The following is a 13,178-nucleotide window of genomic DNA, read 5'->3' on the forward strand; positions in this document are numbered from 1 at the left end:
TTATCCCGGACAGGTCTTGACGCGGTCCCGATCGGCGGCGCATCTTGAATGCCATTCAACTTAGAACGGCATTCAAGGTTCAGTGGGTCCACAGTCAGGGGTACGGCGCATGACGCAGCAGGACGCGACGCAGGACACGACGGCCGACGTCGACGAGGTGTTCCGGGTCGAGACCCATGGCATCGACCCCATCCCCGACGCCGAGCGGCACGGCGGCGCCCGGGACCTGTTCTGGCTCTGGTTCGGCTCCAACCTCACCTTCACCTACGTGATCAACGGCGCCCTCGCCGTGGCCTTCGGCCTCTCCTTCTGGCAGGCCACCGCCGTGGTCGTGATCAGCGGACTGTCCTTCTTCGCGGTCAGCGCCGCCGGGCTCAGCGGCATCCGCACCGGCACCGCCACCCTCGTCATCTCCCGGGCCGCCTTCGGGGTCCGCGGGAACTTCCCGGCCGGCGTCCTGAACTGGGTGGTGAGCATCGGCTACACCATCGTCAACACCGTGGTCGGCACCCTCGCCCTGGAGGTGTTCCTCGCCGAGGCCGGCCTCGGCGAAGGCACGGCGGTACGGGCCCTCGCCCTCGGGATCACCCTCGCGCTCACCTTCGCCGTCGCGATGTGGGGCCACGCCACCGTGCAGTTCGCCGAGCGCTGGATGGCTTACGTCCTCGCCCTCGGCTTCGGCGCGCTCCTCGTCTTCCTCCTGCCCGGCGCCGAGACCGCCGCCCCGGCCGGCGCCGCCGCCCCGGGCCCGTCCGGCTGGAGCCTGGCCTTCGTCGTGATGCTGGCCGGGCCCTTCTCGTACCTGCCGATGCCCGCCGACTACACCCGCTACCTGCCCCGGACCACCTCGCTGAAGTCGATCACCTGGACGGGGGCGCTCGGCGGGTTCGTCTCCTCCGTCGCCCTCGGCATCGCCGGGGTCGCCGCCGCCACGCAGACCGACATGACCGACGCCGTCGCGGGGGCCGAGAGCCTGCTCCCGGGCTGGTTCAAGCCGGTGTTCCTGGCCCTCGTCCTCGGCGGCTCCGTCACCAACTCGATCATCACCCTCTACTCCTCCAGCCTGAACCTCCAGGTCCTCGGAATCCCGTGGAGCCGTGCCCGCGCCATCGTGATCAGCGCCGCGGTCACCGCCGCCGGATCGCTCGCCGCGCTGTTCCTGACCGACTTCACCAGTGCGCTGCTCTCCTTCCTGTCCCTGCTGATCATCGTGTTCGCGCCCTGGGGCGGGGTCTTCCTCGCCGACATGCTGCTGCGCCGCTGCCGCTACGACTCCGACGCGCTGCACGCCGGGAGCGCGGGCGCCTACTGGTACCGGGCCGGATACCACCCCGCGGGCATGGCCGCGCTGCTCGCCGGTATGGCCTTCGCGGCGCTGACCTGCGATTCCGAGCTGTGGACCGGCCCGCTCGTGGCCCCGCTCGGGGGCGCCGACCTGACCCTGCTCGGCTCGGTCGTCTCCGCCCTCACGTACGGGGCCCTCGCCGCCCGCCGGGTGCCCGGGTACGCCCCGGCCGCCTGACCCGTCCTCCTCGTACCGCCCCCTTTGCCCCTCTCTGCCCCTCCGCCTCTCTGCACAGGAGCACCACCCATGCCACACCCCTTCCCCGCCGACCTGTTGCTCACCGGAGCCCGGATCCACACCGTCGACCCGGAGCTGCCCGAGGCAGAGGCCCTGGCCGTGTCCGACGGCCGGATCGTCTGGCTCGGCCCGGACGCGGAGGCCGCCGCCTGGGCGGGCCCGGACACCGAGCGGATCGACGCGGGGGGCCGGCTGGTGCTGCCGGGCTTCGTCGACGCCCACAACCACGTCCGGCTCGGCTCCGACGACGCCTGCGTCCAGCTCGCCGGGGTGCGCACCCTGGAGGCGATCCTCGGCCGGATCGGGGCCTGGCGGGAGGCCAACCCCGACGCCGAGTGGATCGAGGCCGAGGCCTTCGACTACTCCGCGATCCCGGGCGGCCGGATGCCGACCGCCGCCGACCTGGACCCGGTCACCGGGGAGGTCCCGGCGATCGTGCTCTCGTACGACGTGCACACGGCCTGGCTGAACACGGCGGCGATGCGCCGCCTAGGGGTCACGAAGGACCGTACCGACCTGCCGTTCGGCACCGCGGCCGTCGACCCGGAGACCGGCGAGCCCACCGGCTTCGTCAAGGACTTCGCGATCAAGGGGCTCTCGCGGGAGGGCCACCGGGCGCTGCGCGAGCTCGGGGTGCCGTGGGCCTCGCAGGACCGGCAGTACGGGCGCCTCGCCAAGAGCCTGGACGACGCGATCGGCTTCGGCATCACCACGGTCGTGGAACCGCAGAACTCCCTGGACGACCTGGAGCTGTACGAGCGGGCCCGCGCCGAGGGCCGGCTGCGCTCGCGGATCGTGGCGGCGCTCTTCCACCCGCGCGGTACGACCGACGAGGACCTCGGCCTGTTCGAGGAGGCGGCCCGCCGGTACCCGGGGGACCGGCTGCGGGTCGGGCCGCTCAAGCTGTACATCGACGACGTGGTGGAGCCGCGCACGGCCGCCCTGCTGGAGCCGTACACCGGGTGCGGGGCGCACCGGGGCGAGACCTTCTACCCGGCGGAGGAGTTCGCGGAGCTGCTGGCGCGGCTGGACGCGCGCGGCTTCCAGTGCTTCGTGCACGCCACCGGCGACCGGGGGATCCGTACGGTCCTGGACGCCGTCGAGCACGCCCGTACGGTCAACGGGCCGCGGGACGCCCGCCACCAGGTGGTGCACGTGGAGTGCCTGGACCCGGCGGACGTGCCGCGCTTCGCGGCGCTCGGCGTGGTGGCCTGCATGCAGCCGAGGCACTGCGCGCCGGAGATCGCCGGGCCGGGCCAGGACTGGGCGCAGAACGTCGGCGAGGACCGCTGGCACAAGGCGTGGCCGATGCGCAGCCTGGCCGAGGCGGACGCGGTGCTGGCCTTCTCCAGCGACTGGAACGTGGCCGAGATGGACCCGATGATCGGGATCTACACGGCGGTCACCCGCCGCCCGCTGGACGGCGGCGCCCCGTGGCAGCCGGCCGAGACGGTGGACGTGGCGACGGCGGTGTACGGCTACACGATGGGCTCGGCGTACGCCAACTTCCTGGAGGCGGACCGGGGTTCGCTGACGGTGGGCAAGGCGGCGGACTTCGTGGTGCTGTCCCGGGACATCCTCGCCGTGGCCCCGGACCGGATCCCGGGCACGGTGGCGCAGACGGTGGTGGTCGCGGGCGAGGTGGTCCACCGGGCCGGCTGACCCGACGGACGTTCGGCGGACTCCGGGGGGGCGGGTGTCGGGCTGCCGGTGAGCGGCCGAGCCGCTTCCGGGGCGCCGTGCGTGACGCGCTCGTGGCCGGCGTACGACAGGTACGTGTCCGAACGGGCCATGCGGGCAAGGGCCGTTGCACGGCGGCCAGGTGCGTGGCTAGCTTCGGCGCATGGAAGGAACTTCCGCTCTGACCAGGCGGCGCGCGGTCGACTTCATGCGCGTCGCGGGCGCGCTGTGTCGGTGAGGACCTCTGCGTCCCGCCCGGCCCGGCCCGCACCACCGCCCCGAGCCGTCCGCCGCCCGCCGTTCCGCCGTCCGCCAGGAGTGTCCGTGAAACCGTCCCGCTCTGCCCTGCTCTCCCTCGGGTCCGCCCTGGCGCTGGCCGCCACGGCAGTCGTCCCCTCCGCCCGGGCCGCCGCGTCACCGGCCGCCGGCAGCGGGGCCGTCGTACGCGACTGGTACGACGTCACCGCCGAGACGGTTGCCGCCGCCGGCGCGCCGACGCAGATCACCAACAGCCGGACCTGGGCGATCAGCTGGCTCGCGGCCGCCCGCGCCACCCGGGAGGCGCCCGCCGGACGGGACCGGGCGGCCTTCCAGGACGCGGCGGTCGCCTCCGCCGTCCACGACGCCCTCGTGTCCCTCGCACCCGCCCGCGTGCCGCAGCTCGACGCCGCGCTCGCCGCCACCCTCGAGCGGATCCCCGACGGCCCCGGCGAGGACGGGGGCGTCGCCGCCGGTGCACGGCAGGCGAAGCGCGCGCTCGCCGAACGCCGGGGCGACGGCCTCGATCCGGCGTCCGTGAACGCGCCCTACACCGTGCAGCCGGCCGCCCCCGGCGTCTGGCAGCCGACGCCCGACGGCTACGCCCCCGCCGCCCAGTACGGCAACCGCGTTGCCAGGCCCTTCCTGCTCGACTCTCCGGCCCAGTACCGGCTCGGCCCGCCGCCCGCGCTCGACTCGCGCCGGTACCGGGCCGACCTGGCGGAGGTGCGCGCGTACGGGAAGGCCGACAGCGCCGTGCGCACCCCGCGCCAGACCGAGACCGCCACCTTCTGGTACGGCTCCTCGCTGACCCTGTACACCGAACCCCTGCGGGTGGCCCTGACCCGCTCGCACCGCTCGGCCGCGGAGCGGGCCGAGCTGGTCGCGCTGTTCCACGCCGCCCTGGTCGACACGCAGATCGCGACCAGCGACAGCAAGTACGCGTACGCGCGCTGGCGCCCGGTCACGGCGATCCGCACCGGCTCCCTCGGCACCGACCCGGCCTGGACCCCGCTGCACCAGACGCCGGCCCACCCCGACTACCCCAGCGGCCACAACACCTACTCCGGCGCCGCCGAAGTGATCCTCGACGCCCTCGCCGGATCCCGGACCGCACCGTTCTCCCTCGCGAGTCCGACCGCGCCCGGCGTCCGGCGGACGTACACCGGCTGGAGCCAGCTGACGCGTGAGAACGTCGACGCGCGTGTCTTCTCGGGGATCCACACCCGCTCCGCCGACGAAGCGGGCGTCACCCTCGGCAAGGAGGTCGGCCGACACGCCCTGCGCAACGCCGACCGCCTCTTCAGGCCCTGAGGGGCCCTGAGGGTCCGGGGCGCTGGGCTCCGTCCGCTCGTCTGCTCGTCTGCTCGTCCGCCCTCCGCTGCCGCTGCTCCGGACAGACGGATGATCGAACAAGTGTTTCGCACGGATATTCGAATTGCTCTATGGTGGAGACGGGGGTGGTGTTCACGTTCGAGCGAAGCAGGAGGCCGCGGGTGCCTGGTTTTACGCATCTGCACACCGTTTCGGGGTTCTCCATGCGCTACGGAGGCTCCCACCCCGAACGGCTGGCGGAGCGAGCCGTCGAGCGGGGCATGGACGCCCTCGCCCTGACCGACCGCGACACCCTCGCGGGCGCGGTGCGGTTCGCGAAGGCCTGCGCGAAGGCCGGGATCCGGCCCCTGTTCGGGGCCGACCTGGCCGTGTCGCACGCCCCTGCGCCCGCGGCGGCCCGGGCCCGCCCGGGCGGCGGATCCGGTCACGGCGGCACCGCAGAGGCGTCCTCCCGGCGGCGGACCCCCGTCGCGGGCGGCGCCTTCGTCGACGAGTCCGCACCCCGGGCCACCTTCCTGGCCCGCGACGGCGCCACCGGCTGGGCCGAACTGTGCCGGATGGTCACGGCGGCCCATGCGGGCACCGGCGGAGCGGCCCAGGCCCAGCCCGTCGTCCCCTGGGCGGAACTGCGCGGCGTCGGGATCTGCGTACTGCTCGGGCCCGGGTCCGAGGTGGGGCGGGCGCTCGCCGCCGGCCGGCCGGACCGGGCCGCCCGGCTCCTCGCGCCCTGGCGGGAGGTCTACGGGGACTCGCTGCGCCTGGAGGCCGTCCACCACGGCCGCACCGGCACCGGCCCCGGCTCGCTGCGCCTGGCCGCCCGTACGGTCGGCTTCGCCGCCGAGCAGGGCGTCCCGGCCGTGCTCACCAACGCCGTCCGGTACGCCGACCCCGGCCAGGGGCCGGTCGCCGACATCCTCGACTCGGCCCGCCGCCTCGTCCCCGTCGACCCCCGCGGCCCCCTCGACAGCGGCGAGCGCTGGCTCAAGGACCCCGCCGCCATGGCCGAGGCCGCCGACCGGATCGCCCGGGCCGCAGGCCTCGGCCCCGCCGGCGCGCGCCGGCTGCTCGCGGAGACCCGGCGCACCGCCGAGGCCTGCTCGGTGGACCCCGAGGACGACCTCGGCATCGGCTCCGTGCACTTCCCCGAGGCCCACCTCGTCGGCGCGGCCCACCGCACCGCCCAGCGGGTCCTGGCCTCCCGGGCCTCCGCCGGCATGGTGCTGCGCGGCTACGCCGACGACCGCGCGTACTGGGAGCGGATGCACCACGAGCTGGACATCATCGCCTACCACGGGTACGCCTCGTACTTCCTGACGGTCGCTCAAGTCGTGGACGACGTACGCGCCATGGGCATCCGGGTGGCCGCCCGGGGCTCCGGCGCCGGCTCCCTCGTCAACCACCTCCTCGGCATCGCCCACGCCGACCCCGTCGAGCAGGGCCTGCTGATGGAGCGCTTCCTGTCCAAGCGCCGCCGCGTCCTGCCCGACATCGACATCGACGTGGAATCCGCCCGCCGGCTGGAGGTCTACCGGCGGATCATCGACCGCTTCGGCACCGAGCGCGTCGCCACCGTCTCCATGCCCGAGACCTACCGGGTCCGGCACGCGATCCGCGACGTCGGCGCCGCCCTGTCCATGGACCCGGCCACCGTCGACCGGCTCGCCAAGGCCTTCCCGCACATCCGGGCCCGCGACGCCCGCGCGGCCCTGGCCGAACTGCCCGAACTGCGCGACGTGCGCGGCGAGGAGCACGGGCGGCTGTGGGAGCTCGTCGAGGCGCTGGACGCGCTGCCGCGCGGGATCGCCATGCACCCGTGCGGGGTGCTGCTCTCCGACGCCTCGCTGCTGGAGCGCACCCCCGTGGTGCCGACCAGCGGCGAGGGGTTCCCGATGTCCCAGTTCGACAAGGACGACGTGGAGGACCTCGGGCTGCTCAAGCTCGACGTGCTGGGCGTGCGGATGCAGTCCGCGATGGCGCACGCCGTCGCGGAGATCCGGCGCGGTACGGGGGAGGAGCTCGACCTGGACGACCCGGCGCAGGTCCCGCCGGGCGACGGGCCCACGTACGAGCTGATCCGCTCGGCCGAGACGCTGGGCTGCTTCCAGATCGAGTCGCCGGGCCAGCGCGACCTGGTGGGGCGGCTCCAGCCGTCGACCTTCCACGACCTGGTCGTCGACATCTCGCTGTTCCGGCCCGGCCCGGTCGCCGCCGACATGGTGCGGCCGTTCATCGAGGCGCGGCACGGGCGGGCCCCGGTCCGCTTCCCGCACGAGCACCTGGCGGAGGCGCTGCGCGAGACGTACGGGGTGGTGGTCTTCCACGAGCAGATCATCGAGATCGTCCACGTCATGACCGGCTGCGGGCGCGACGAGGCGGACCGGGTGCGGCGCGGGCTCTCCGACCCGGAGTCGCAGGCGCGGATCAAGGTGTGGTTCGCGGCGAAGGCGGGCGAACGGGGCTACTCGGCCGAGGTGATCGGCCGGACCTGGGAGATCGTCGAAGCGTTCGGCTCGTACGGCTTCTGCAAGGCGCACGCGGTGGCCTTCGCCGTGCCGACCTACCAGTCGGCATGGCTGAAGGCGCACCACCCGGCCGCTTTCTACGCCGGACTGCTCACGCACGACCCGGGGATGTACCCGAAGCGGCTGCTGCTGGCGGACGCGCGGCGCCGGGGCGTGCCGGTGCTGCCGCTGGACGTGAACCGGTCGGCGGTCGCCCACCGTATCGAACTGGTGTCCGAGGAGGGGGCTCCTCCGGTGTGGGGGCTCCGGCTGGCCCTGGCCGACGTCCACGGCATCAGCGAGGCGGAGGCGCTCCGGATCGAGGAAGGGCAGCCGTACGGATCGCTGCGCGACTTCTGGGACCGGGCGCACCCGGGCCGGCCCGTCGCCCAAAGACTCGCCCAGGTCGGGGCGTTGGACGCCTTCGGCGCCAACCGGCGCGACCTGCTGCTGCACGTCGCCGAGCTGCACGGCACGCAGCGCTCGGCGGGGGCCCGGCCGGGCAGCGTCCAGCTCCCGCTGGGCGGCGGGCTGTCGACGGCCCCGGTCGGCCTGCCCGACCTGAACGAGGCGGAGCGGCTCAGCGCGGAGCTGGGCGTGCTCGGCATGGACGCCTCGCGGCACCTGATGGAGGACCACCACGCCTTCCTGGCGGAGCTGGGGGCCGTCCCGGCCGCCAGGCTCCGCGAGGTCGAGCACGGCCGGACGGTACTGGTCGCGGGGGCCAAGGCGGCCACCCAGACCCCGCCGATCCGGTCCGGGAAGCGGGTCGTCTTCACCACGCTGGACGACGGGACGGGCCTGGTCGACCTGGCCTTCTTCGACGACAGCCACGAGGCGTGCGCGCACACCGTCTTCCACTCGTTCCTGCTGCTGGTGCGGGGCGTCGTCCAGCGGCGCGGACCGCAGAGCCTGAGCGTGGTCGGCGCGGCGGCCTGGGACCTGGCCGAGCTGGTGGAACTGCGGGCGGCGGGCGGGCTGGACGCGGTCGCGGCCCGCCTGGCGGAGCCGCTGCCGGGTGCCGGGGACACATCCGGCTCCGCCGGCTCCGGGCGCCGCATCCACCTGCCCACCGGGTACGAGATGAACCCGTGGGCCGACCTCCAGCCGGCCGGCGACCGCGCCGCGACCGGCCGCAAGCTGTGGCACTCCAGCCCGGGGAGCGCGGGATGAACCCGGCCAACGGCGTCCTGCACGTACGGTGCGCTCCGGCCCTGACCGAGGAGGGGTACCGCGAAGTCCTGGAACTCCTGCGGGAGTTCTCCCCGACGGTGCAGGCCCTGCCGCCCCGGGCGGCGCTGGTGCACGTACGCGGCGCCCGGCGGTACTTCGGCGCGGACGCCTGCCGGATCGCCGAGCTGGTACGGGTGCGCGCGATCGCCCGGCTGGGCACGGACGTACGGATCGGGGTCGCCGGGACCTGGGCGGTGGCGGCGACGGCCTCCGCCCGGGTGCCCGGACCCGGCGGCGTCCTGGCCGTGCCGGAGGGCGGGGTCGGCGCCTTCCTCGGGCCGCTGCCGGTGGAGGCCCTGCACGGCATCGGCCCCCGGCAGGCGGAGGCACTGCGCGGGTACGGGCTGCACACGGTCGGCGCGGTCGCGGCCGTCTCCCCGGGCACCGTCGAACGGATCCTGGGCCGGCGGGCGGGCCGGCTGGCCGCGGAGCGCGCCCGCGGGATCGACCCGCGCCCCGTCACCCCGAAGGACCTGCCCGCGTCGGCCGCCGTCCGCAGCGGCTTCACCCGGCACGAGCTCGACGGCCCGCACGCCCGGGCCGTGCTCCTCGGCCTGGTGGTCCGGCTGGGCGCGGTACTGCGCGGCCGCCGCCAGGCCGCCCGGTCCCTGTCGCTGACCCTGCAGTTCGCCGGCGGCACCCGCTGGGAGCGGACCCGGCGGCTCACGGAGGCGTCCGCGCACGACGAGGACCTGCGGGCGGCGGCGTACCGCCTGCTGGACGCGGCCGGGCTGCAACGGGCCCGGCTGACCGGCATGGTGCTGCGCGCCGAGGACCTCACGGGCGCCGAGCGGGTGTCCCGGCAGATCTCGCTGGACCCGGTCCGCGAGGCCCGCCTGACGGTGGAGGCGGCCGTCGACCGCGCGAACGCCCGCTTCGGCCCGGGCACGGTCCGCCCGGCCGCCACCTTCCACAAGGCCGCTTAGCGGACGTCCTGCAGCCCGCCCAGCAGGCGCCGGGCCATTTCGGTGCGGAGCCGGGAGGTCTGGGCCTGGATCAGGTGGAACTGGGCCTCGCGGGCGAGGCGGCCGGCGGTGTTCCCGTACGAGATCGCCCGGCCGCCCGTCGCGGCGACGCAGGCGGTGGCCGCCCGTACGCCGAGCTCCAGGGCGGCCGCCCGGAGCGCCAGCCGGTCCTCGACCCGCTCCTGCGGCGGGAGTTCGTCGCGCAGGGCGTAGGCCTCCGAGCGCAGCCGGGCCGCCTCGTGCGCCACCCGGTGGCCGAGCTCCTCGTACGCGCTGCCTGCGGCGGGGGCCGACCGCAGAAGGAAGTCGGCCGCGGCGCGCACATGGCCGAACACGGCGGGGTGGGCGTTCGCGTTCTCGAGGTCGTATGCACGGGCCCACTCCGCCCGGGGCTGTACGGAGATCACCGCGCTCCGCGGGACGAGGACGTCGCGTACCTCCACCGCCACCGTGCGGGTGCCGTTCATCGCCCACAGCGGCGCGGATCCGCCCGCGACCAGCCCGGGGTCGCCGTCCGGCCCGCAGTTCACGGCGGCGAACAGCACCCGGTCGTCCGGGGCGAGGGCGCCCAGGTACACCACGTCGGTGAGGCCCCAGCCGGTCATCCAGGGCACCCGGCCGCGCAGCCGCCACCCGTCGGCGACCGGTTCGGCGGTGACGGGCGGCCGGTCGTGCCGCAAGAAGGCGAAACCGGCCGTGCCCCGCCTGGCACCCGAGGCGAGCGCGGGCGCCCACTGCTCGCGCAGCGCGGCCGCCTCCGCTCCGGTGGCCGCGTGCAGCGCCTTCACGAGGGCGAAGTGCTGGGTGTGCACGAACCACGTGGACGGGTCCGTCGCCGACAGCAACTCGTTCACCTCGCGGACCACTTGACGCGTGGTCAGCCCGCTCTCGGGGCGGGGCGTGTGGCCGAGCGCCCCGTACGCGCCGCAGCGGGCGAGGGCGTCGAGGTGCGAACGCGGCACGCCCTCCTGGGCGGTCTCCTCCGCGACGGGCCCCAGCGTGCCCGCGGCGACCTCGGCGACCGCGGACACGAGCGGGTCGGCCGCCAGATCGGGCGGGGTGGCCAGGGCCGTGCCCGCACCGGGAGCCCACTGCATCCGATCACTCACCTCACGCGGAGTAGGGGACCCCATTGTCCCGGGGGCCTGCGGGGGCAGGGGGCGACACGCATTTTTTACTGACGCGTAACTTCCAAGTTTTGCTACTCGCCCGTAATTTGGCCGAAGCAGCACCCCCTTGTGATCCGGATCACGGGACGAACCCCCACGTCTTTCCCTGACCCAGCAAGGAGATCACTCGATGCTGCCCTGGCGACGCCTGCTCCGCCCGCTGGCCGTCCTCACCCTCGCCGCTGCCGCCCTCGTCGCCCCCACCGGCGCCGCGCAGGCCGCGTCCGCACCCAGCAGCGGCTGGAACAACTGGTCCTGCAAGCCCTCCGCCGCCCATCCCCGCCCCGTCGTCCTCGTCCACGGCACGTTCGGGAACTCCGTCGACAACTGGCTCGGATTCGCCCCCTACCTCGTCCACCGCGGCTACTGCGTCTACTCGCTCGACTACGGGCAGCTGCCCGGCGTGCCCTTCTTCAACGGGCTCGGCCCCATCGACAAGTCCGCCGGGCAGCTCGACGTCTTCGTCGACAAGGTGCTGGCCTCCACCGGAGCCGCGAAGACCGACATCGTCGGCCACTCGCAGGGCGGCATGATGCCGAACTACTACCTCAAGTTCCTCGGCGGTGCCCCCAAGGTCAACGCCCTGGTCGGGCTCGCCCCCGACAACCACGGAACCACCCTGAGCGGACTCACCCAGCTGCTCCCCTACTTCCCCGGTGCCGAGGACCTGATCAGCTCCGCGACCCCGGGGCTGGCCGACCAGATCGCCGGATCGCCCTTCGTCACCAAGCTGAACGCAGGCGGGGACACCGTGCCCGGGGTCCGGTACACCGTCATCGCGACCAAGTACGACGAGGTCGTCACGCCCTACCGGAGCGCTTTCCTCGAGGGGACCGGATCCGACGTACGGAACGTCGTGCTCCAGGACCTGTGCCCGCTGGACCTCTCCGAGCACGTCGCCATCGGGCTCACCGACCGGATCGCCTGGCACGAGGCGGTCAACGCCCTCGACCCGGCACACGCCTCCCGCACCACCTGCGCGTCGGTCTTCGAGTGAAGACGCCGACGCACAGGCGTCCCGCTGAACCGGCCGGGCCAGCAGCCGCGGCGGACTAGCGGCCGTGCCGGCCCGGCGCCGTCGCACGGCGTCGGGCCACGCCGAACAGCACGGCCGCACCGAGGGCCAGCACGCCGGCCCCGGCGATCGCGATCGCCGGGGTGGCGCCGCTGCCACCGGTCTCGGCCAGGTTGGTGGTGCCCGCGGAGGACTCCGACGGGACCGGGGCGAGGGCGGTGCTGCCGTTCGTCCTCGGGTCGTTGTCGCCGTGGCCGTTGTGCTCCACCGTGGACTTGCCCTCGCCGGCGGCGATCTGCTGGTCCGTCGGGGCCTTGGGCACGTCCGAGGGGCGGTCGGCGGAAGGCTTGGCGCTCGGCTTCGTAGTCGGCTTCGTGCTCGGGGTGGTGCCGGTGCCGCCACCGTTGCCGCCCGTGCCTCCGCTCGCGCCGCCCCCGCCGTTGTCCTTGCCGAACACCACGTCGGAGCAGGTGTAGAAGGCCTCCGGGCTGTCCGAGCGCTGCCAGATGCTGTAGATCAGGTGCCGCCCGGACTTGTTCGGCACGCTGCCGGAGAAGACGTAGTCCCCGTTCTGCATGCCCGGGTCGGTGGCCTTCGCGAACGGTGCGGGCTCCAGGTCGGACCACTTCAGCGGCTTCGCCGGGTCGTAGCCGTCCTTCGTGATGTACAGCTCGAAGGAGCCCTTGTGCGGGGCGGTCCCCTTGTACCGGAACGTGTGCTCGCCCGCGGACATCGGGCCGGCCGGCCAGTCGGTGCGGGCCAGGTCCAGACCCCGGTACTTGTCGTTGCCAGCGGAGCAGAGCTGGCCGTTCGGGATCAACGCCTGGTGGTTGCCGGCCGCGTTGGCGATGTTGACCGCGTTCCAGTCGTAGAACGCCTGAGCGCCGCTCGCCGCCACCGCGGCCTTGCAGGCCGCCGACTTCGGCGACTCCGGCCCCTCCGCGTAGCAGGCCGCCACCCGGCTGACCGGGTCCGTCATCGATCCGTGGGCGGCCGCCGGTGCTGCGGCGTACGCGGCCACCGCGAGCGGGGCGAGGCCGACTGCGGCGATACGGGTCACGGTGCGGCGGCGTGCGGGCATGGGTGGATCTCCTTCGGGGCGGCGATGCGGGCACCACGGTCGTGGGTGCGCCGGGAGCGCCGGGAACCGGGCTGGGCGGCGCCGCCCCCCGTCGGGTCCGGCGCCGCCTCAGGCCTCCCTGGCCCCGCCAAGCTAACCCTCCGCGCCAGCGGTTCCACCCCTTCCGGGGCCGTCCCGAAGATCCTTAGGGTCCGCTTAAGCCTGCGGTAAGCAGGGCCTCAGGCTGCGCATCCGGGACGCGTCCACGGGCCGGGAACCGCACACCCTGGCCGGGCACACGAACCGTGTGTCATCCGTCGCCATCAGCCCCGACGACACCCCCTAGGGCCCCCGGGAGGGTTGACCGGCGCCGGCTTCCC

9 protein-coding genes are annotated in these 13,178 nt (G+C 74.5%); 7 read left to right on the forward strand and 2 right to left on the reverse strand.

Features of this window, described 5'->3' with window-relative positions; all coding sequences use genetic code 11:
• Positions 1-109 precede the first annotated feature (109 nt).
• The 6 genes from AB5J51_RS30260 to AB5J51_RS30285 all read left to right on the forward strand — a co-directional run bounded on the left by AB5J51_RS30260 (position 110) and on the right by AB5J51_RS30285 (position 9,515).
• Positions 110-1,522, forward strand: a complete 1,413-nt coding sequence (locus AB5J51_RS30260; protein WP_369779091.1) for a cytosine permease — start codon at positions 110-112, stop codon at positions 1,520-1,522.
• Between the two features lie 69 nt (positions 1,523-1,591).
• The gene (locus tag AB5J51_RS30265; protein WP_369779092.1) at positions 1,592-3,244 is read left to right on the forward strand and encodes an amidohydrolase; all 1,653 of its coding nucleotides are present in this window, start codon (positions 1,592-1,594) and stop codon (positions 3,242-3,244) included.
• A 181-nt stretch (positions 3,245-3,425) separates the two neighbouring features.
• The gene (locus AB5J51_RS30270; RefSeq protein ID WP_369780341.1) at positions 3,426-3,500 is read left to right on the forward strand and encodes a putative leader peptide; all 75 of its coding nucleotides are present in this window, start codon (positions 3,426-3,428) and stop codon (positions 3,498-3,500) included.
• A gap of 86 nt (positions 3,501-3,586) precedes the next feature.
• Positions 3,587-4,834 (forward strand): vanadium-dependent haloperoxidase, encoded by a 1,248-nt coding sequence (locus AB5J51_RS30275; RefSeq protein ID WP_369779093.1) that lies wholly within the window; start codon positions 3,587-3,589, stop codon positions 4,832-4,834.
• A gap of 131 nt (positions 4,835-4,965) precedes the next feature.
• The gene (locus AB5J51_RS30280; RefSeq protein ID WP_206310803.1) at positions 4,966-8,529 is read left to right on the forward strand and encodes a DNA polymerase III subunit alpha; all 3,564 of its coding nucleotides are present in this window, start codon (positions 4,966-4,968) and stop codon (positions 8,527-8,529) included.
• Positions 8,526-9,515, forward strand: a complete 990-nt coding sequence (locus AB5J51_RS30285) for a hypothetical protein (protein ID WP_107093464.1) — start codon at positions 8,526-8,528, stop codon at positions 9,513-9,515. The genes AB5J51_RS30280 and AB5J51_RS30285 overlap by 4 nt, the downstream gene beginning before the upstream one ends.
• On the opposite strand, the gene AB5J51_RS30290 is transcribed toward AB5J51_RS30285, so the two are convergent.
• Positions 9,512-10,651 (reverse strand): acyl-CoA dehydrogenase, encoded by a 1,140-nt coding sequence (locus AB5J51_RS30290; RefSeq protein WP_369779094.1) that lies wholly within the window; start codon positions 10,649-10,651, stop codon positions 9,512-9,514. The genes AB5J51_RS30285 and AB5J51_RS30290 overlap by 4 nt on opposite strands.
• Positions 10,652-10,853: 202 nt before the next feature.
• On the opposite strand from AB5J51_RS30290, the gene AB5J51_RS30295 reads away from it, so the two are divergent.
• Entirely contained in the window at positions 10,854-11,720 is an 867-nt protein-coding gene (locus AB5J51_RS30295; RefSeq protein WP_369779095.1) for an esterase/lipase family protein, read from the forward strand.
• Positions 11,721-11,775: 55 nt separating this feature from the next.
• On the opposite strand, the gene AB5J51_RS30300 is transcribed toward AB5J51_RS30295, so the two are convergent.
• On the reverse strand, positions 11,776-12,819 hold the full coding sequence (locus tag AB5J51_RS30300; protein WP_136226668.1) for a lytic polysaccharide monooxygenase: 1,044 nt from the start codon (positions 12,817-12,819) through the stop codon (positions 11,776-11,778).
• Positions 12,820-13,178: the final 359 nt, after the last annotated feature.

This window comes from Streptomyces sp. R33, assembly GCF_041200175.1.
Lineage (GTDB): Bacteria > Actinomycetota > Actinomycetes > Streptomycetales > Streptomycetaceae > Streptomyces > Streptomyces katrae_B.

Coding starts and splice junctions, on each gene's coding strand:
- AB5J51_RS30295 (WP_369779095.1), top strand. CDS start 10,854: ATGCTGCCCTGGCGACGCCTGCTCCGCCCGCTGGCCGTCCTCACCCTC.
- AB5J51_RS30285 (WP_107093464.1), top strand. CDS start 8,526: ATGAACCCGGCCAACGGCGTCCTGCACGTACGGTGCGCTCCGGCCCTG.
- AB5J51_RS30300 (WP_136226668.1), bottom strand. CDS start 12,819: ATGCCCGCACGCCGCCGCACCGTGACCCGTATCGCCGCAGTCGGCCTC.
- AB5J51_RS30265 (WP_369779092.1), top strand. CDS start 1,592: ATGCCACACCCCTTCCCCGCCGACCTGTTGCTCACCGGAGCCCGGATC.
- AB5J51_RS30290 (WP_369779094.1), bottom strand. CDS start 10,651: ATGCAGTGGGCTCCCGGTGCGGGCACGGCCCTGGCCACCCCGCCCGAT.
- AB5J51_RS30280 (WP_206310803.1), top strand. CDS start 4,966: ATGGTGGAGACGGGGGTGGTGTTCACGTTCGAGCGAAGCAGGAGGCCG.
- AB5J51_RS30260 (WP_369779091.1), top strand. CDS start 110: ATGACGCAGCAGGACGCGACGCAGGACACGACGGCCGACGTCGACGAG.